Annotated in this window: 17 protein-coding genes; 7 read left to right on the top strand and 10 right to left on the bottom strand. The window is 64.0% G+C overall.

Going from position 1 to position 18390, the window contains the following annotated elements:
- The 5 genes from AC0L3U_RS22190 to AC0L3U_RS22170 all read right to left on the bottom strand — a co-directional run.
- Window positions 1–1021 (bottom strand): beta-ketoacyl synthase N-terminal-like domain-containing protein (locus AC0L3U_RS22190; protein WP_473363199.1); only part of this gene is annotated, 1021 nt, incomplete at its 3' end.
- 99 nt (window positions 1022–1120) lie between these two features.
- Complete coding sequence (locus AC0L3U_RS22185; RefSeq protein ID WP_473287323.1) at window positions 1121–2326, bottom strand: beta-ketoacyl-ACP synthase; 1206 nt, start codon at window positions 2324–2326, stop codon at window positions 1121–1123.
- On the bottom strand, window positions 2323–2793 hold the full coding sequence (locus AC0L3U_RS22180) for a 3-hydroxyacyl-ACP dehydratase FabZ family protein (RefSeq protein ID WP_473363198.1): 471 nt from the start codon (window positions 2791–2793) through the stop codon (window positions 2323–2325). The genes AC0L3U_RS22185 and AC0L3U_RS22180 overlap by 4 nt, the downstream gene beginning before the upstream one ends.
- 10 nt (window positions 2794–2803) lie before the next feature.
- Window positions 2804–3091, bottom strand: coding sequence for an acyl carrier protein (locus AC0L3U_RS22175; protein WP_007592476.1), 288 nt, complete (start codon window positions 3089–3091; stop codon window positions 2804–2806).
- 210 nt (window positions 3092–3301) lie between these two features.
- Window positions 3302–3643 (bottom strand): hypothetical protein, encoded by a 342-nt coding sequence (locus AC0L3U_RS22170; protein WP_247360403.1) that lies wholly within the window; start codon window positions 3641–3643, stop codon window positions 3302–3304.
- Window positions 3644–3912: 269 nt separating this feature from the next.
- Between AC0L3U_RS22170 and AC0L3U_RS22165 the strand changes: the two genes are divergently transcribed.
- Window positions 3913–4536: a ParB-like protein gene (locus AC0L3U_RS22165; protein ID WP_473363197.1), complete on the top strand. Its 624-nt coding sequence runs from the start codon at window positions 3913–3915 to the stop codon at window positions 4534–4536.
- Between the two features lie 59 nt (window positions 4537–4595).
- A complete protein-coding gene (locus tag AC0L3U_RS22160; protein ID WP_473363196.1) occupies window positions 4596–4829 on the top strand; it encodes a hypothetical protein in 234 nt (77 codons plus the stop codon).
- Between the two features lie 17 nt (window positions 4830–4846).
- Here the strand turns inward: AC0L3U_RS22160 and AC0L3U_RS22155 are convergent, their stop codons facing one another.
- From AC0L3U_RS22155 to AC0L3U_RS22145, 3 genes are all read right to left on the bottom strand, one after another.
- Window positions 4847–5788 carry a hypothetical protein gene (locus AC0L3U_RS22155; RefSeq protein ID WP_473363195.1) on the bottom strand — a complete coding sequence of 314 codons (942 nt, stop codon included), beginning with the start codon at window positions 5786–5788 and terminating at the stop codon, window positions 4847–4849.
- 200 nt (window positions 5789–5988) lie between these two features.
- Window positions 5989–6567 (bottom strand): peroxidase-related enzyme, encoded by a 579-nt coding sequence (locus AC0L3U_RS22150; protein WP_473363194.1) that lies wholly within the window; start codon window positions 6565–6567, stop codon window positions 5989–5991.
- Window positions 6568–6670: 103 nt separating this feature from the next.
- Window positions 6671–8410 carry an ATP-binding protein gene (locus AC0L3U_RS22145; protein ID WP_279662812.1) on the bottom strand — a complete coding sequence of 580 codons (1740 nt, stop codon included), beginning with the start codon at window positions 8408–8410 and terminating at the stop codon, window positions 6671–6673.
- A 435-nt stretch (window positions 8411–8845) separates the two neighbouring features.
- On the opposite strand from AC0L3U_RS22145, the gene AC0L3U_RS22140 reads away from it, so the two are divergent.
- Window positions 8846–9808 (top strand): catechol 2,3-dioxygenase, encoded by a 963-nt coding sequence (locus AC0L3U_RS22140; protein WP_275167413.1) that lies wholly within the window; start codon window positions 8846–8848, stop codon window positions 9806–9808.
- Window positions 9809–9811: 3 nt separating this feature from the next.
- On the opposite strand, the gene AC0L3U_RS22135 is transcribed toward AC0L3U_RS22140, so the two are convergent.
- Complete coding sequence (locus tag AC0L3U_RS22135; RefSeq protein ID WP_473363193.1) at window positions 9812–13342, bottom strand: molybdopterin cofactor-binding domain-containing protein; 3531 nt, start codon at window positions 13340–13342, stop codon at window positions 9812–9814.
- Window positions 13342–13824, bottom strand: coding sequence for a (2Fe-2S)-binding protein (locus AC0L3U_RS22130; RefSeq protein WP_473363192.1), 483 nt, complete (start codon window positions 13822–13824; stop codon window positions 13342–13344). Before AC0L3U_RS22130 ends, AC0L3U_RS22135 begins: the two co-directional genes overlap by 1 nt.
- A 281-nt stretch (window positions 13825–14105) precedes the next feature.
- Between AC0L3U_RS22130 and AC0L3U_RS22125 the strand changes: the two genes are divergently transcribed.
- Genes AC0L3U_RS22125 through AC0L3U_RS22110 form a run of 4 tightly spaced genes read left to right on the top strand, consistent with a single transcriptional unit; the run spans window position 14106 to window position 18296 of the window.
- Window positions 14106–15563, top strand: a complete 1458-nt coding sequence (locus tag AC0L3U_RS22125) for a 6-hydroxynicotinate reductase (protein ID WP_179950116.1) — start codon at window positions 14106–14108, stop codon at window positions 15561–15563.
- Complete coding sequence (locus tag AC0L3U_RS22120; protein ID WP_473363191.1) at window positions 15560–16456, top strand: UPF0280 family protein; 897 nt, start codon at window positions 15560–15562, stop codon at window positions 16454–16456. Before AC0L3U_RS22125 ends, AC0L3U_RS22120 begins: the two co-directional genes overlap by 4 nt.
- A 27-nt stretch (window positions 16457–16483) precedes the next feature.
- Window positions 16484–17068: an amino acid synthesis family protein gene (locus AC0L3U_RS22115; protein ID WP_456764838.1), complete on the top strand. Its 585-nt coding sequence runs from the start codon at window positions 16484–16486 to the stop codon at window positions 17066–17068.
- A gap of 25 nt (window positions 17069–17093) precedes the next feature.
- Complete coding sequence (locus AC0L3U_RS22110) at window positions 17094–18296, top strand: ABC transporter substrate-binding protein (protein WP_473363190.1); 1203 nt, start codon at window positions 17094–17096, stop codon at window positions 18294–18296.
- Window positions 18297–18390: the final 94 nt, after the last annotated feature.

Below are 18390 nucleotides of genomic sequence, written 5' to 3'. Positions count from 1 at the left end.
TCTTCGAGACGAGGTCGCCGAACACGGCCGATGTCGTATTGTACTCCATCTTGTCGTTCTCGGGCGTCGCGGTGCCGTGCGCGTTGATGTGGTCGATCTGGTCCGGCGTCATGCCGGCATCGGCCAGCGTCTTGTTCATGCAGCCGATGATCGGCTTGCCGTCGGGCGAGGAGCGGGTGCGATGGAACGAATCGGTGAGCTCGCCGCAGCCGGCGATCACGCCGAGAATTTTTGCGCCGCGCGCGGTGGCGGCTTCATAGCTTTCCAGCACCAGCGCACCGGCGCCTTCGGCCATGACAAAGCCGTCGCGATTCTTGGAGAAGGGACGGGAGGCCGCCTGCGGCGGATCGTTCTGGGTCGACAGCGCCGAGAGCAGCGAGAAGCGCACCAGCGCCTCCGGATTCACGGTGCCGTCGGTCGCCACGCACAGCGCGGCATCGGTCTCGCCGCGGCGGATCGCCTCGACGCCGAGCTGGATCGAGGTCGCGCCCGAAGCGCAGGCCGTCGACAGCGAGATCGGCGAGCCCTTGGTGCCGAAGGTCTCGGCGAGGTAGGCCGCGACCGAACCGAACATGAAGCGGTGGTGATAGGCGCTGTACTTGCCGCCACCAGAGATGCGTAGCAGATCGTCGTAATTGAAGTCGAGCTTACCGACGGCGCGGCCGAGCTCGCGGCGCTGCGGCCATTCGACTTCGACAGGTGCGACCGCAAGGAAGAGAGGACCCGGGAAATCCGCTTTGGCGCCGATGCCGGCCTGGTCCAGCGCTTCCTGCGTCACCAGTTCGGCCATCCGCTCGGACAGGCCGGTGGAGGAGAAAGGATCGACGCTGACGAAATCCACCGTGCCGGCCATCGTGGTTTTCAGGCCGTCGACTGGAAAGCGCGTGATGGTGCGGATGCCGGATTCGCCGGCGACGAGCTTCGCCCAATTGTCGGTCTTGCCGTTGCCGAGCGAGGTCATGATGCCCATGCCGGTGACGACGACGACGGGACGCCCGAGTTTGTCGCGTGGTGCAGTCATGTCGATCCCCGCTTGAGCTGGAGCATGATACGAAAAAGCGTGACGCGATTTTCCGAGAAGATCATGCCCAAACAATAACCTGCCAAAGCGCAACGCGCTCTAGCTTACTGCCTCGACCAGCGCCATGCCTTCGCCGCGCCAGTGTCCGGCCCCCACCACCACAATCTGGGTGGGCGCTCCTTGCATTTCAATCTCGGTGCCCGTGGAATCGTTCGGCGGAAACAGCGCGCCGCGAGAGATCGACAGCGCGGCGAGCGCGATACCGAGCGGGAATTGCGTCTCCATGGTGTGGCCGAACATCGTGCCGGTCGAGCGCACCGGGAACTCGGCGTGGCCCTTCAGGAAGCCGCGCTCTTCTGATGTTGCCGGCTCAGCGCCGGTCGCACCAGATATGATCGCGCCCTTGCCGTCGCGCTTCGGCAACTTTGCCCAAAGCTTCTCCAGCGTCGCGGCCATGTCGCCGGGGGTCTTGCGCCGGGCGAGGTCGGCAACGACGCTCGACAGCTTCGCGAACGGCTTGGCACCGCGCGCTTCCGCATGCGCCTTGGACTCCAGCACCAGAAACGCGCCAGCCGAGCCGAGCGCGAAGCCGGCGTTGTCCTCGCGCGCCCACACGGGTGCGAACTTGTCCTTGAGATTGAAATCGCCGAATTCGTAGAGGACCATCAGGTCCTTGCGCTCGCCATTGTGCGAGCCGCCGATCAGCGCGATGTCGCTCTCGCCGGAGGCGATGCGCGACAATGCAATGCGGGCGGCATCGGCGCCGGCAACCTCTTCACCCATGAAGGTGCGCGAGGTGCCGCCAATGCCATGCACGATGGCGATGTTGCCGGCGAGCAGGTTGGAGAGCTGGGCCAGGAACAGCGTCGGCCTGAGATCGCTCATCAGCCGCTCGTTGAGGAAGCCGGGCGCGTTGGCACCCTTGGCCTCGGCCGTGAGCACGCCGGTGTCGACGTTGAGATCGCGCTCGCCGCCGCCGGCGGCGACCACCATGTCGATCTTCGACAGGATGTCCTTGTTGCCCTTGATCCCGGCGGAGTCGAGCGCAAGCCCGGCCGCATAGGTGCCGATGCGCTGCCAGGCTTCCATCTGGCGCTGGTCGCCCTTCTTCGGGATCTGGCTGTCGAAGGTAACAGGCATCAGGGGGTGCACGATGTAGGGCGCAAAGCCCTTCTCGTCGACATTGATGCGCTTCTCCTGAAGCGCGGCCCAGTTGGCGTCCAGGCCCTCGCCGAGCGAGGTGGCCAGGCCAATGCCGGTGATCCAGACTTCCGTCTGGGCGGGCTTCGAAGCAGTCTCGGTCATGGCGATACGGCCTGTTGCGGAAAGCCGACGCGCTTGGCGACCTCGTCCATGTGGGCGCGCATATCCGCATGGGGAAAGGGAATCTGCGTGAAGGTCAGCGTCGAATTCGCGCGCAGCTTGCCGCCGACCTTGATCTTGGCTTCGGTCACGGCGTAGCCCGAGCCCTGATGGGCCAGGCTCGCCTCGATGCTCATGAGATCGCCGGGGAAGACCGAGCCGCGGACCTTGGCCTCCTTGACGGCAGCCAGGATCGGCATGCGCTCGAATTTGAGCACGCCAAGCTGAAGCCAGCCAGAGGCCTGCGCCATCGATTCGATCAGGAGCACGCCGGGCATCAGGGGATAGCCCGGGAAGTGCCCCTCGAAGATGGTGCTCTCCATCGGGACCTGAGCCTCGACGACAATCGTCTTCGCGTCGACGTTGAGGTCGACGACGCGATCTATCATGTGGAAGTATTCGAGTTGCATGACCGCGCGCTTAGGCGCTCGCGCCCTTGGCCGCAACCAGTTCGTCGATGCGCGCGCACAGGTTTTTCAGCACGAAATACTGCTCGGTGGTCGCTTTGCCGTCGTTGACCTCCTGGGTCCACTTTTCCAGCGGCAGCTTGATACCGAACTGCTTGTCGATCGCGAACGCGATGTCCAGGAAATCGAGGCTGTCGATGCCGAGGTCATCGATGGCATGGCTATCCGGCGTGATCGTGTCGCGCGGGATGTCGCAGGTTTCAGCGATGATCGTAGCGACCTGATCGAATGTGGAGGACATCACTAAGCCTTTGATATATTGCAGTTGTTTGTCAGATTTTCCAGAGTGGAACGGTGGGTGGGCATCGCGCCCCGATGACGCCCTCAACCCCCCTCTGGCCGGGTCGAAAGCCCGTATATCGGAGCGCCGCCCTGAGTTCAATGGAGCCGGCGGGTGTGGGGACAGGGCTGGGGATGCCCGGTTGAGCCGTTTCCGCCGAAGGACCGTCGCCTAGATGTGCGGCGTCGTGATCTTGACGCAGTCGCGGCGGCCCATCAGCACGCAATCCTGGGTCCGGCGCAGGTCGGCGATGCTCACCGCGAGCCAGATCCCGATCGCGGTCAGTGCGATGGTGAAGGCCAACGCCGCGATATTCGCGAGCATGCGATGGCGGAAATCGTCCGGTTCAGTGCGGGGCTGCTCGTAGCGTGACAGGTCGAGCGGTTCGGGCGCGACGCGCAATTGCTGCACGCTAGCGTTGCCACGGTAGCCCGTCGGGGAAGGCGAGGTGCGCGGCCTGAACTGGAGCACCCGGTGCTCGTCATCCGAGCTTATGGGCCGCTGGGTTGTCATGGTGCAGGGATCACTCCGAAGCAGCGATTTTTAGATAGCATACGTGGTGAACGCGTTGCAGAAAATCTTCTCAACGCGCACGTGCATTGCGCGTTCGCACTATCTTGCAGGGTTGCGAACGAAGGACCGTGGAACCGTGGTCGTTCCGGGCCTGCAGAGGGTGCGATGCAATATCTCCGCCCAGCCGAATGCATTGCCGGCCCGATGCCCATGGCATAGTCCAGGGAACCTGACCACGCAGCTGCAACCATGTGAAGGGCGCTTCGACCATGACCAATCCGCGCGAACCGAGAGTGCATCCGGTGTCGATCCTGTCGCTGCGGCCGACGCAGATGACGGTCGGAATGCGCGAGGTCAAGGAGAAGCGCAAGCGCTGGCGCGAGCACGACAAGAAGAAGCAGGCCGATCTGCTCGGCAAGCATATGATCCCCGTCGTGCATGGCCCCGACGAGCGCTATTACGTGATCGACCATCATCATCTCGGTCGCGCGCTGCACGACGAGGGCATCAAGGAGGTGCTGGTCACCATCGTCGGCGACCTCAGGATGGTCGAGCGCGAAGCGTTCTGGGGTGTGATGGACAACAAGCGCTGGGTTTACCCCTACGACGCCAAGGGCGAACGGCGACCGTTCCGCGATTTGCCCAAATCCGTCGTCGATCTCAAGGACGATCCCTTCCGGAGCCTTGCCGGCGAGCTGCGCCGCATGGGCGGCTTCGCCAAGGACACCACGCCGTTCTCCGAATTCCTGTGGGCCGATTATCTGCGCCGAAAGCTGTCGCGCAAGGCTGTGGATGCCAATTTCGACAAGGCGCTCGAGAAGGCGATGTCCTCAGCCAAGAGCAAGGACGCGATCTATCTGCCCGGCTGGTGCGGTCCGGCTGACGATGATTAGGCGCCACGCTCACGTCAGTACGGCATGTGGCTCCGCAAACCGGATCTGATCACAGCCTCTTGAGCGAAACCATCTTCCGTCCGCGCGAAGCAGTGCTGAAACAAAGCCGTGCCATCTGTGGGATTGTCGAGCTCACACAGGAGGCCGAAATGCGCCGTCTGGTTTTCACCGTTGCCCTGCTCGTGGTCGCTTCAGCCGGGATATCGGCATCGTTTGCCGCAGTTCACCATGCCAAGACGTTGACGTTTTCCGAGCGCTTTGCCCCCGCGCTCGAGTTGATGGCGAACCGTTAGGACAGATCCCCGCCAGTTCAACCAGCAGCGTCGCGATCGATTTTGCGCAGCCGCACAAAGGCGGCCCAGGCCCGCGGATAATCCTTGTCCGTGGGATCGATCGTAAGTAGCGCGCGACATGCTTCCTTGATCTCCTCAGGCGAGGGACGCTTGGCCGGGACCCCGGATGATTTGGCGTCCTCCCAGCGAGCCTCGATGCCTTTCGCGAAAGCCAGGGCCTCGGCGCTCGTCCGCTTCTGCGCCGATTTCGCCAGCGGATCGTCCGAGGGGAAATTCGGCCATGCAGCCGGCGGCTGGTCGACGCGCCACGTCAGTTCATCTGATTGTCGCGCCTCCACGCCCGAATTTGAATGCTGTGCTGCTGGCGCCCATCCTGCCCCTGCTGAGGCTGCCGAACCCGACAAGCCGGCCGATCTCCGCGGGACCGCCGAACCTGGCGCGACCGCCGCTGTCTGTCCGGCGAGCTGGCCAAGCTGTTGTTCCATCGTTCCGCCGCTGGACTTGGGGATGATTTTTTCGACGGTCTTGATCATCGACAGCGCGCCTGGCGATATCAGCGTGTTCTGGTCGGCAATTTTGTCGTCGGCCGCGCCCGGGCAGGGCTTGTAAGCAGAGCGCTGCGACGTCATCCGGCCGTCGTCGTCGATACGGGCAAAATCGATCGCGACGGTATAAACGAACGCGGCCTCGACGTACTGCCTCTCCTTGTCCATCGCCTTTACGGAGCCGCATACGTATTTTGCCTTGTCTGCATCGATCGTTCGCAGGCCGTTGAAGTGAGCTGAATTCGGCGCAATGAGGACGCGTAAGACGGCAGCCCGCGCCTTGCCATGCTCCGATTCAAACATGCTCCATATCTCGTTCGCGTTGATGATCTCCGGTTGATAGTTCCATGCGTATCCGGCCGCGAAGAATGCCGTGCCGATACAGGTCGCGATCACAAATGCCCGCACGTTCATGAGAAGCCCCTCAACAGGCACGACTCATCGGCGTCTCCGGTGACGGAAACTGCGCAAGTTGTGCCAAAGCGATTGTGCTAGTTGGGGGTGAGATTCTTAATTAAACGTGTGCGATTGCGAAAACATAGAGTTCCCGTAAAGCGGGAACTCATCCGCTGCATTTGTCGGTGATGCGTTCCTTCCGCGCTCGCGGCGGGCGCTCATTGCTTCGGCAGCCGTCCCATCAGATAGAATTCGTCGTTCGGCCGCATGCCGGTGAAATTCGCCAGCCGGTTCGACAGTGCGAAGAATGCGGAGATTGCGGCGATGTCCCAGATGTCGTCGTCGCTGAACCCATGCGGCGCGAGCGCGGTGAAATCGTCCTCGGAAATCCGCTGCGCATCGGCCGAGACCTTCATCGCGAAGTCGAGCATCGCCTTTTGCCGCGGCGTGATGTCGGCCTTGCGGTAGTTCGTGGCGATCTGGTCGGCGATCAGCGGGTTCTTGGCGCGGATGCGCAGGATCGCGCCATGCGCAATCACGCAATACTGGCACTGATTGGCTGCCGAGGTCGCGACCACGATCATCTCGCGCTCGGCCTTGGTGAGGCCGCCGTCCTTCTCCATCAGCGCGTCGTGGTAGGCGAAGAAGGCGCGGAACTCGTCCGGGCGGTAGGCCAGCGTTAAGAACACGTTCGGCACGAAGCCGCTCTTCTCCTGCACGGCGAGGAGACGTGTGCGGATGTCGTCAGGGAGCGCATCGAGGGCGGGAGCGGCGAAGCGTTGCGCGGGCTTGGTCATGGGCATGGATTCCGGCTTGGGGCCGGTAACCATAGTCGATGCCGGCGCCATGCTCAACGTGACGCCAGGCTCGCAATGCCGGAGCTGGAAAACGAGCGTTTCTTTACCGCAGCGGCTTCTTCAGCAGCGAGAAGCGGTCCGGATCCAACCCCATCGACGGTTGCAGCATCGGGGCTTCGACGTTGGAGAGCGTCTTCGCGGGCGGCGCCGAGAACACCGGATCGTTCGGCACGTCGCGCTGCGAGGTGGCACCGCGCCAGCGCTCGAGCACGGCGCCGACGAAATGCATGTCGTGACCGGAGGTGACGGACGGCACGCTGCTGATGGTGGCTTCGCCGCGCGGCAATTGATGCGGCGGCACCTCCTTGAAGCGCAGCCGCGTCGGCAGCGCGACACCTTCGCCGAACGCCAGCACTTCACGGGTGCCGAGCGAGGGCACGAACGAGAGCAGGTTCGCGGCCGCATCCGACACCGCGGCGCGCAGCAGCGCCTGGTCGCGCTCGTTGGCAAGACGCATCGTGAACAGCGTGTTGCACTGGGAGATGATGGTGGCGTCGAGCTCGGCCGGACGCTGGGTGATGAGGCCGAGATAGACGCCGTATTTGCGGCCTTCCTTGGCGATGCGCGACACCGCCTTGCGGGTCGGCCCGAAGCCGACATTGCGATCGGCCGAGGCGTAGCGGTGAGCCTCTTCGCAGACGAACAGCATCGGCGAAACGCCGTCGCTCCACAGGCCGAAGTCGAAGGCCATGCGGCAGAGCACCGAGACGACGGAATCGATGACCTCGGCCGGGAAGCCGGCGAGCTGCATCACCGTCATCGGCTTGCCGTTGGCCGGCAGGCGGAACAGATGGCTGATCACCTCGGCCATGGTGTCACCGCCGACATTGGCGTTGTCGAACATGAAGGCGTAGCGCGGGTCGTTGCGGACCGCCTCGATGCGGGAGATCAGCTTGTGATAGATGATGCGCGAGGAGCGGTTCTCGAGCTTGCCCATGCGCTCGTCGATCAGCGACATCAGATCGACCAGGCGATAGGGCACCGGCGTATCGACGGTGTAGCCGATCTGCTTGGGATCGATGCGCTTCAGGCCAATGCGGTCGGCGTTCTGGTACTGGGTGTAGACGCCCTTGGCGAGGGGAATGACCTCGGCGAGGACGTCGAGCTCCTCGGGCACGCCGGCGCGGCCGCCGAACAGCACGTCGACGATTTCCTCGAAATTGAACAGCCAGAATGGCAGTTTCAAATTGCGCGGGTTGAGCACCAGCGCGCGGTCGCCGAAGCAGCGGCCATATTCGTTGTGCACATCGAGCAGGAAGATGCGCAAATTCGGGCGTGCCTTGAGGATCTCGTTGAGCAGCAGCGACACACCGGTCGATTTGCCGACACCGGTCGATCCCAGCACCGCAAAGTGTTTGGAGAGCATTTCCTCGATGTCGACATAGGCGACGACGGAGCTGTCCTGCTGAAGGAAGCCGACATTGATCTGGTCGGAGCCGGTGGGCGCGTAGATCGTGCGCAGCTCCTGGCTCGTGATCAGGTCGACGGAATCGCCGATGGTCGGATAGTTGGTGACGCCGCGCTGGAATTTGGCCTTGCCGGCGGCGTTGAGAATTTCGCCGAGCAGGTCGACCGAGGCGATGGCGATCAAATTGTCGTTGCTCGAGAGGTTCTCGCAGGACACCTCGGTGATCATGGCGACGATGACCGAGCTGGCGCAGCGGATACTGACGAAGCGGCCGACGGTGGCCCGCACTTCCGAGACCGGCATCCGGCTTTCAGCCAGCAGCCCGACCCGGGCGAGCGACCCGCGAACCGAAATCACGCGTCCAAAGGATGTCACAATGAATGAACCTGGCAAGAGCAACGGGTTGCCCGGACTATGCACGGCCGTCGCTGGACAAACGGTTAAACGGCAGGCGCCGGCGCTTCGTTAAATCCGCGACAATTCGGGTGCGAGGTTTGTTCCCAATACATACTTGCGGGCAGAAACGGCGGGAATGCTGCTTTTTCCCGCCCGGCGGGCGGGGGAGTGTTTAAGGAAGATTTTACCATTCGGGCAGTCGGTCCGCGGTTCGGGACGGGTTCTCATCCCGGATCGCCCGTCATTCGCTCTCAGCGCCAATGGTTGATTTGTTGACGAGACCTAATCATTTGTACATTAGTACAAATGAACCGGCGACTTCGGCGCCGCCCACCGGCGCGTGAGCGGATTACAGCCTGCGCCGGATCGCGGGATCCGGTCCAGCGGATCGCAAGCCACCTCTTGGAGGACACCATGCAACCCGAACCGATCCTCGATCTCGCTCATCTCGGCCACATGGAACTGCTGACGCCGAAGCCGGACGAGAGCCTGAAATTCTTCGTCGACGTCATGGGCATGACCGTCAGCGGACAAAAGGGCGAGTCGGTCTATTTGCGCGGCTGGGACGATTACGAGCGCTATTCTCTCAAACTGACGGCGTCGAAGACATCGGGCATGGAGCACATGGCGTTGCGCGCGCGCAGCCAGCAGGCGCTGGAGCGCCGCGTCGCGGCGCTGAAGGGGTCCGGCTTCGACATCGGCTGGATCGACGGCGACATGGGGCAGGGGCCGACCTTCCGCTGCCGCGATCCCGATGGACACATCGTCGAGCTCTATTACGAGACCGAATGGTATCAGGCGCCGCCGGAGTTGAAGCCGGCGCTGAAGAACCAGGCGCAGCGCTTTCCCGCGCGCGGCGTCAATGTCCGCCGCCTCGACCACCTCAATTGCCTCGCCGTCGACATCAAGGCCAACCGCGAGTTCTTCGAGAACTATCTCGGCTGCCGCCTCACCGAGCAGATCGTGCTGAACGACGGCCGCGAAGCAGCGATGTGGCTGACCATGTCGAACAAGAGCTACGACTTTGCCTATTCGCTCGACCATTCCGGCACGCCCGGCCGCTTCCACCACGTCACCTACGCGCTCGACAGCCGCGAAGAGATCTTGCGCGCCGCCGACATCTTCCTGGAGAACGGCATCCACATCGAGACCGGCCCGCACAAGCACGCGATCCAGCAGACCTTCTTCCTCTACGTCTACGAGCCCGGCGGCAACCGCGTCGAAGTCGCCAATGCCGGCGCGCGCCTCATCCTCGCGCCGGACTGGAAGCCGATCGTGTGGACGGAAGAAGAACGCAAGAAGGGGCAGGCGTGGGGCCTGAAGACGATCGAGTCGTTCCATACGCACGGCACGCCGCCGGTAGAGCACAAGAAGTAGCGCTCAGTTGGCGGCGGCTCTCACACGCGCGATCGTCTCGCGCACGCCAGTCCACGCCGGCCTGTCCGGTGCGAACTGCTTGCGCAGGAAGGTGACGAGTTCCTCGACCTGCGCATCGCTCATGCTGTTCTTGAATGCCGGCATGTAGCCGAGATCGCTCGACACCGGCTCGGCGATGCCGTGCAGGATGATTTGCACGAGATTGTCCGATGCGGCGCTGTGCAGATTGCTGTTGAGTGCCAGCGAAGGCCGGCTGCCGAACAGCGGCAGGCCGCCGATCTCGTGGCAGGCGGCGCAGGCGCCCTGATAGAGCCGCGTGCCGGTGGAGGACGCCACCGTAACCTGCGTTGAGCTCTCAAGTTTTGCAGCAAGTGCATCTAGGCCCTGCGTATCGGTCACGGTGTCGTTGAACGAGTTGAGATAGACCGCCATCGCGCGAATGTCCTGGTCGGGCACGGCGGTGAGATCCCTGACGATCGGCGCCATCGGCCCGGCGGCGACGCCATGGTATCGCGAGTGGCCGGTGCGCAAATAGGCGAACAGCTCGTCCTCGCTCCATGGGATCGGCGCGTGCGAGATTGAGGTCAGCGGCGGCGCCTCCCAGCCCTCGGCAAAGCCGCCGGCGAGATAGGCGCCACGCTGCTCGGCGCCGAGCGCGTTGCGCGGCGAATGGCAGGCACTGCAATGGCCGAGACCTTCGACCAGATAAGCGCCGCGATTCCAGACGTCGGATTTGGCGGGATCGGGCTTGAACTCGCGCGTCTGGTGGAACAGCGCATTCCATCCGGCAAGTAGCGGGCGGAGATTGAACGGGAAGGCGAGCGTATTCGCAGGCTGCGTCGCGCGCACCGCCGGCTGTGCCATCAGGTAGGCGTAAAGCGCCTGCATGTCGGCATCTCCAGTCTTTGCAAAATGCGTATAGGGGAAGGCGGGATAGAGTTGCCGTCCGTCGCGATGCAGCCCGTCGCGCATCGCGCGCTCGAATGCGGGATAGGACCAGGCTCCGATGCCGGTCTCGACATCTGGCGTGATGTTGGTCGCGTAGATCGTGCCGAACGGCGTCTCCAGGGCGCGGCCGCCGGCGTTGAGCGCGCCGCCGATCGTGGTGTGGCACTCCGCGCAATTGCCGAGTGCGGCCAGTTGTTGCCCGCGCGCGATCGTCGCTGCGGAATAGACCGATGGGTCAGGCCGCGCGATCGGCGCGATGGCGCGGCCAGGCAAAAGGGCCGCACCGATGCCAATCGCCGCGGTGCAGACGGCCGCGATCGTCGCGAAAATGCCGGCGCGTTTGGCGAACGGATTTTCCCAGATACGGGATGGCTGTGGCGTAGCTGGAACCGGCAACGCCTGCGGCGTGGCTGGGGCGCTGCCGTGCAAGCCCTTCAGGATGCGCTCGGGCGTGAACGGCGGCTCGCGAAATCGCACGCCGGTGGCGTCGAAGATGGCGTTGGCAATCGCAGCCGCGCTTGGGACCGAGGCGGACTCGCCGACGCCGAGCGGCGGCTGGTCTGGCCGCGGCAGCAACAACACGTCCATCTTGGGCACGTCAGGGAACGGCATGATCGGATAGGCGCCCCATTCCCGCGCCGCGACTGCCCCGCGCTCGAACGAGACCTCCTCCATCAGCGCGCGGCTGGTGGACTGGATGACGTTGCCATGGATCTGGTGGCGCACGCCGTCCGGGTTGATCATCAATCCGGAGTCCTGCCCGGCGACCACGCGCGTCACGCTGACGTCGCCGGTCGACTTGTTCACGGCAACGTCGGTGACCCAGGCCGACCACGCCGCGCCATAACCGGGAAATTTGCTGTGGACGTAGAGCGCATAGGCAAAGCCGCGCCCATGCACGATCTCGCCGTCCTTCTCTTGTCGCACCGGCCGCGGCGTCCAGCCCGCACGCTCGGCGACCGCATGGACGAGATCGACGGCGCGCTGATCCCTAAGGTAACGCAGGCGATATTCGATCGGGTCGACGCCGGCCTCGGTCGCGGCTTCGTCGATATAGGATTCATGCGCAAAGGTGTTCGGCAGGGCCGAGACGCCGCGAAACCAGGACGCGCGCACGATCGGCGCCATGTCGTGGGCGACGACGCGCATGTGGTCGTAATCGTAAGGCGGGATCGCGGTGCGGTCGCCCATCTGGAGGACGTCGGCCTTCGGCGATATCCGCCCCGTCAGCAACAGTGCCAACGTCGGCGCGGCATTCGACGGATACCGCGTGGCAAGATCGTAAGCAGCGACGCCGCCCTCCGCGTTCAGGCCGCCATTGACGTCGATGAGCTGCGCGGCGCCCTTGGGCTCCCAGGCGTGCTCCTGCTCGCGCGTCAGCTGTACGCGCACGGGCCGGCCGACCGCGCGCGAGAGCAACAGCGCGTCCGCCGTGACATCGTCGGCGCAGTTGCGGCCGTAGCAGCCGGCGGCCTCCAACCTGATGACCTCGATCTCGCTCTCGGGACGCTCGATCAGCAGCGACAGGTCTGCGCGCAGCAGGTGCGGATTTTGCGTGCCCGACCAGACGCGGATGTTGCCGTCCTGGAAGTCGGCGACCGCGCAGGACGGGCCGATCGAGGCATGCATCTGATATGGCCAGACGTAAGTGCGCTGCATCGGCTTGGCCGCGCCGGCAATGGCCGCATCGACGTCGCCCTTGTCGATCAGCGTGCGCGGCGTCGATGGATTGGCACGCAGCGCGTTCTCGACGTCGGCGAGATCGGTCAGTTCAGGCGTCGGTCGCCAGCTCACCGCAAGCTGCTCCGCCGCGCGGATCGCGTTCTCCTCGCGCTCCGCGACGATTCCGACGAAATCGCCGATGCGCACGACGGCTATAATGCCGGGAATGCCGCGCACCGAGGATTCGTCGACCGAAATCAGGCTGGTGCCGACGAACGGGCCGGCGTCGACGCCGGCATAGGGCGGACGCACCACGCGGCCGTGCAGCATGCCGGGCACACGGATGTCGTGCACGAAGGTCAGCTCGCCTGTGGCCTTGGCCGGGAGGTCGATGCGGGGCATCGATTGGCCGACAATGGCGTAATCGCCGACCGGCTTGACGGCGACGTCGTCGGCAAGCTCGAGACGAATGGTCTCTCCGCCGATCAACTCGCCATAGCTGACGCTGCGATTGTCGTGCCCGCGCACGAGGCCGTCTTCGATCCTGAGATCGGCTGCCGGCAGCTCCAGGCGCTCGGCCGCACGTGCGATCAGGAAGTGTCGCGCCTGCGCGGCGGCTTTGCGCAGGGGAATGGCGGTGATCTGGATGGTCTCGCTCGCGATCGTGGCGCCCTGGTTCGGCACCGTTGCGGTGTCGCCGAGCACCACGACCACGCGGGCAAAGGAGACGTCGAGCTCTTCAGCAACGATCTGGCCAAGCGCCGTGCGGATGCCGGTGCCGAGGTCGACATGACCATTGTAGGCTGTGACCGAACCGTCCGCGGTGATGCGAACGAAGGTCTCGGATGTGCACTCGTCCACCGTGCGGACGACGACGAGCGAGCCGGATTGCAGCTCAGCTCCGTTCGGGGCAGGGGAGGCCATCAATCACCGGCCTCGCCGAGTTGGCCAGACGCACGCATCACGGCGCACAGGATTTCGATATGCGTGCCGCAGCGACAGAGATTGTAGCGCAGCGCCGCCAGCGCCTCCTGTTCGGTGGGCCGCGGGTTGATGGCAAGCAGCGCCTTGGTGGTCATGATCATGCCGTTGAGGCAATAGCCGCATTGCGCGGCCTGTTCGTCGATGAAGGCTTGCTGCACCACATCCGGCTTGTCGCGGGTACCGAGCCCCTCGAGCGTCACGACGTCGCGGCCGGCGCAGCCACTGATCGGAATCACGCAGGAGCGCGCCGCCGCGCCATCGATCAGGACAGTGCAGGTGCCGCATTCACCGAGGCCGCAACCGTATTTCGGACCGTTGAGCGCGAGATCGTTGCGCAGCACGTAGAGCAGCGGCGTGTCTCGCGCCGCAGTGATCTCGTGGATCCTGCCGTTCACGGTGATGCGGATCGGTGTCTGCGTCATCCTCGTTCCCAAATCGACTCGTTGAGCGTCGCGGCCAAAGCTTTGCGAATTCCAAGTCCGCTCAAAATCTACGTTGCGACGATACCGTTTGTACACAAACGTGCAAGCCGTGCATGCCGCAGTGCAGCGCGAATGCCTTCTTTGTGGACAGGGCGGATAGGCAAATGAGGTTTTATGCGGCAGGCGTATGTTTTGCGCCGCACCGCCGCTTGACAGTCATCGGGAGGGCGCGCAACATCGTTCGTGTACAAATGATAACTGCACTGTCGGCTGGCTTTGACATGGTGACTGAACCTACGAGCGCCGCCATCGACAAGATCCGCTGCGATGCGTGTCCGGTGATGTGCTACATCAAGCCGGGCGCGGCGGGCGCCTGCGACCGCTATGCCAATCACGAGGGCAAGCTCGTCCGCGTCGATCCGCATGTGATCCTGGAGCGCACCGTGTCGCATGGCGGCAAGCTCGTTCCGTTCAGCCGCACCGAAGATTGGGACGGCAAGATCGTCCACGAGCCTTCCACCTTTGTAACGGCGATCGGCGCGGGGACGACCTATCCCGACTACAAGCCGGCGCCGTTCATCGTCTCGGCGGAGGTCGACGGCGTCGACATGGTGACTGTCGTCACCGAGGGCATCTTCTCCTATTGCGGCATCAAGGTGAAGATCGACACCGACCGCTATCTCGGGCCGGAGACCGCGACCGTCCGTGCACAAGGCGAGGCGGTCGGTCACGTCACCACCAGCGAATACGGTTCGCAGATGCTGTCGCTCGGCGGCGTGCATCATCTGACCGGCGGCTCCAAGAAGGAAGGCCGCGTCACCTGCGACACGCTGATGGACCTCGCAAATTGCAAGGCGGTCGAACTCACCATCGACGGCGGCGCGAGCGTGGTGGTGCAGGCCGGCCAGCCGCCGATCGTCAACGGCATGAAAGAAGAGCGCATGCGCGTCGGCTGCGGCTCGGCGACGATCGGCATGTTCGCCAAGCAATGGCACGGCAAGGTCGACGAGGTCGTCGTGGTCGACGACCATATCACCGGCGTGCTCTCGGAGCACCAGGCCGGCAAGCTGCTCGACATCGCCGACACCGGCATCAAGATGAAAGGGCGCCGCTCGACGCCCGGCCGCTATTTCCAGGTCGCCGATCCCGGCACGGGTTGGGGCGGCACCAATATCTCCGATCCGCTCGCAATCCTGGGACCGTTCGACGCCAAGGAGGCCAGGGCCGGTCTTTCCATGCTGATGGTCTCCACGACCGGCGAACATTCGTCCTATTACGTGCTCGACGAAGCCTTGAAGCCGGTCGAGACCGAGATGCCGGATGACCTCAAGTTTTCGGTCGAGCGCATTCAGGAGAATTGCGAGCCGGCGCTGTGTACTGTGCTGTTCATGGCGGGCGCCGGTGGTTCCTTGCGGGCAGGCGTGACCGACAATCCGGTGCGGCTGACGCGCTCGGTGAAGGACGCGCTCACGCGCGTCACCAGTGGCGGCGCACCTGTTTACGTCTGGCCGGGCGGCGGCATCACCTACATGGTCGACGTGACGCAGATGCCTGCGGGGGCATTCGGTTACGTGCCGACGCCCGCGCTGGTCGCCCCGATCGAATTCACAATGAAGCTGTCGGACTATGCGGCGCTCGGCGGGCACATGGATTATGTGAAGCCGCTCGCCGAAGTTCAGCGCGGCGACGATGTCCGCCAATTGCCCTGGCAGAACCCGATTCCAGGGCCTCGGGCATGACAAGGCTCCCGCAAATCGCGTTGCTGTCTGACGGCCGGCGACTGCATTTGCAGGATGGACCGATTGATTTGGTCGTCGAGGCGAGGGGGGCTGCCGACGCAGTGCGCGCGGCCTATGAGGCGGCCGTCCGGCGCTTCACGGGATTGCTCGACGAGCTCTGCGCGGAACTGCCCGAACTGCGGACCGCTGTCGAGGAGCGGACCTCGTTGAGAGGCGTTGTGGCGCGTCGCATGCACGCCGCGGTCGCGCCCTATGCCGCTGATGGCTTCATCACGCCGATGGCCGCTGTGGCCGGCGCCGTAGCGGAGGAGATTCTCGGCGCAATGCTGAACGCTGCGGCGCTCGATCGAGCCTATGTCAACAATGGCGGCGACATTGCCCTGCATCTCGGCGAGGGCGAGCATTTTTCGGTCGGCCTGATGGACCGGCCCGATCGCGACGGCGTGATGCGGACGATCAGGGTGGACGCCGATGATCCCGTGCGCGGCATTGCGACCAGTGGACGGCACGGTCGCAGCTTTTCCCTCGGGATTGCCGATGCGGTGACCGTGCTGGCCGGAACAGCGTCGCAAGCCGATGCCGCCGCGACGATCATTGCGAATGCCGTCGATCTGCCGGGGCATCCCGCCATTATCCGAAAGCCTGCGTGCGAGCTTCAGCCCGACAGCGATCTTGGCGCACGGCTCGTGACCCGCAACGTTGGTGGATTGTCGCAGAACGAGATCACCACCGCGCTCGAATCTGGCGCGGAATGTGCACGGCAATTATTCGATCGCGGATTGATCGAGGGTGCCGTGTTGCAGCTTTGTGGTGATATGCTTGTCATCGGGACCAAGGATATTGAACGGCAACGATCGCGCCCGCTTGTGCCGGAGAACGCGGTTCATGCCTGAACAGGGAAGCGGCTTGAGGAAACAATCATGAGCGCGATCATCCGCAAGATCGTCACCGTCGTCGAAGAGACGCAGATGGAGATGGGCCGCCAGGTCTCGCCGCCGACGCGGCGCGCGGCGGCAATCGCCGTGATCGAGAATCCGTTTGCCGGAAAGTATGTCGAGGATCTCTCGCCCTTGATCGCGATTGGCGAGGAGCTCGGCGAGCTGCTGTCAAAGCGTGCAGTGGCGGCGCTCGGCATCGACGGTTCCAAGGCGCAGAGCTATGGCAAGGCGGCGGCCGTCGGCGAGAACGGCGAGCTGGAGCATGCCGCCGCCATCCTTCACCCGAAAATGGGCGCGCCCGTGCGCAAAGTGCTGAGCAAGGGTGCTGCGCTGATTCCGTCCTCGAAGAAGCGCAGTGGACCCGGCACGACGCTGGACATTCCGCTGGGCCACAAGGATGCAGCCTTCGTGCGCAGTCATTTCGACGGCATGGAAGTGCAGATCAACGATGCGCCGCGCGCCAACGAGATCATGGTCGCGGTCGCTGTCACCGACAGCGGTCGTCCTTTGCCGCGCGTCGGCGGGCTGACGGTTGCGGAGATCAAGGGCGAAGACGGACTGCGTTAATCTTTTCAGAAAAGTGGAGGTTGGGATGCGAGCAAAGAACTATTTTGTCGGGGCGGCGTTCGCGCTGTTGGCAAGCGGCATGGCTCATTCGGCCCTGGCGCAGGACATCAAGATCGGCGAGATCAACAGTTATTCGTTGCTGCCGGCGTTCACGGAGCCCTATCGCAAAGGCTGGCAGCTCGCAGTCGAAGAGATCAACGCGGCCGGCGGCATCAACGGCAAGAAGCTGGTCGTCGTCTCCAAGGACGACGGCGGCAAGCCGGCGGATGCGCAGACCGCGGCCAACGAGCTGGTGTCGAGCGAAGGCGTGGCGATGCTGACGGGCACATTCCTGTCGAACATCGGTCTTGCGGTCAGCGACTTCGCCAACCAGAAGAAGGTGTTCTTCCTGGCGGCCGAGCCGCTGACGGACGCCATCACCTGGTCCAAGGGTAACAAGTACACCTTCCGACTGCGTCCTTCCAACTACATGCAGGCGGCGATGCTGGTGGAAGCAGCCAGCAAGCTGCCGGCAAAGCGCTGGGCGACGATCGCGCCGAACTATGAATACGGCCAGTCCGCGGTCGCCGTATTCAAGAAGCTGATGTCGGAGAAGCGGCCCGACATCCAGTGGGTCGACGAGCAGTGGCCGCCGCAGGGCAAGATCGACGCCGGCCCGGTGGTGCAGGCGGTTGCCGCGGCAAATCCCGAAGCGATCCTCAACGTCACCTTCGGCGCGGACCTCGTGAAGCTCGTGCGTGAAGGCAACACCCGCGGTCTGTTCAAGGGACGCGAGGTCGTCTCGTTCCTCACCGGCGAGCCCGAATATCTCGACCCGCTCAAGGAGGAGACGCCCGAGGGCTGGATCGTCACGGGCTATCCCTGGTACTCGATCAAGACGCCCGAGCACGACGCGTTCCTGAAGGCCTATCAGGCCAAGTACAACGACTATCCGCGCCTCGGCTCGATCGTCGGCTATCAGACCATCAAGTCGGCGGCGGCGATCCTGGCGAAGGCCAATTCGACCGATCCGGAGAAGCTGATCAGCGCGGCGGAAGGACTGTCGATGCCGTCGCCGCTGGGCGAGATCACCTTCCGCAAGATCGATCACCAGTCGACGCTCGGTGCCTATGTCGGCAAGACCGCGCTGAAGGACGGCAAGGGCGTGATGGTGGACTCGTCCTACAAGAAAGGCGCGGATTATCTGCCGAGTGATGCCGAAGTCGAGAAGCTGCGTCCGAAGGATTGATGCAAGGAGAGACCGGGGCCTCGTGGTTCGAGACGCGCGGCGCGGCCGCGCTCCTCACCATGAGGGTCCCGGACCTCATCCTGAGGAGGCGCGT

This window comes from Bradyrhizobium sp. Kon69 (assembly GCF_055807515.1).
The sequence above is the reverse complement of the archived record's forward strand: the minus strand, read 5'-3'. Positions and strand labels throughout refer to the sequence as shown.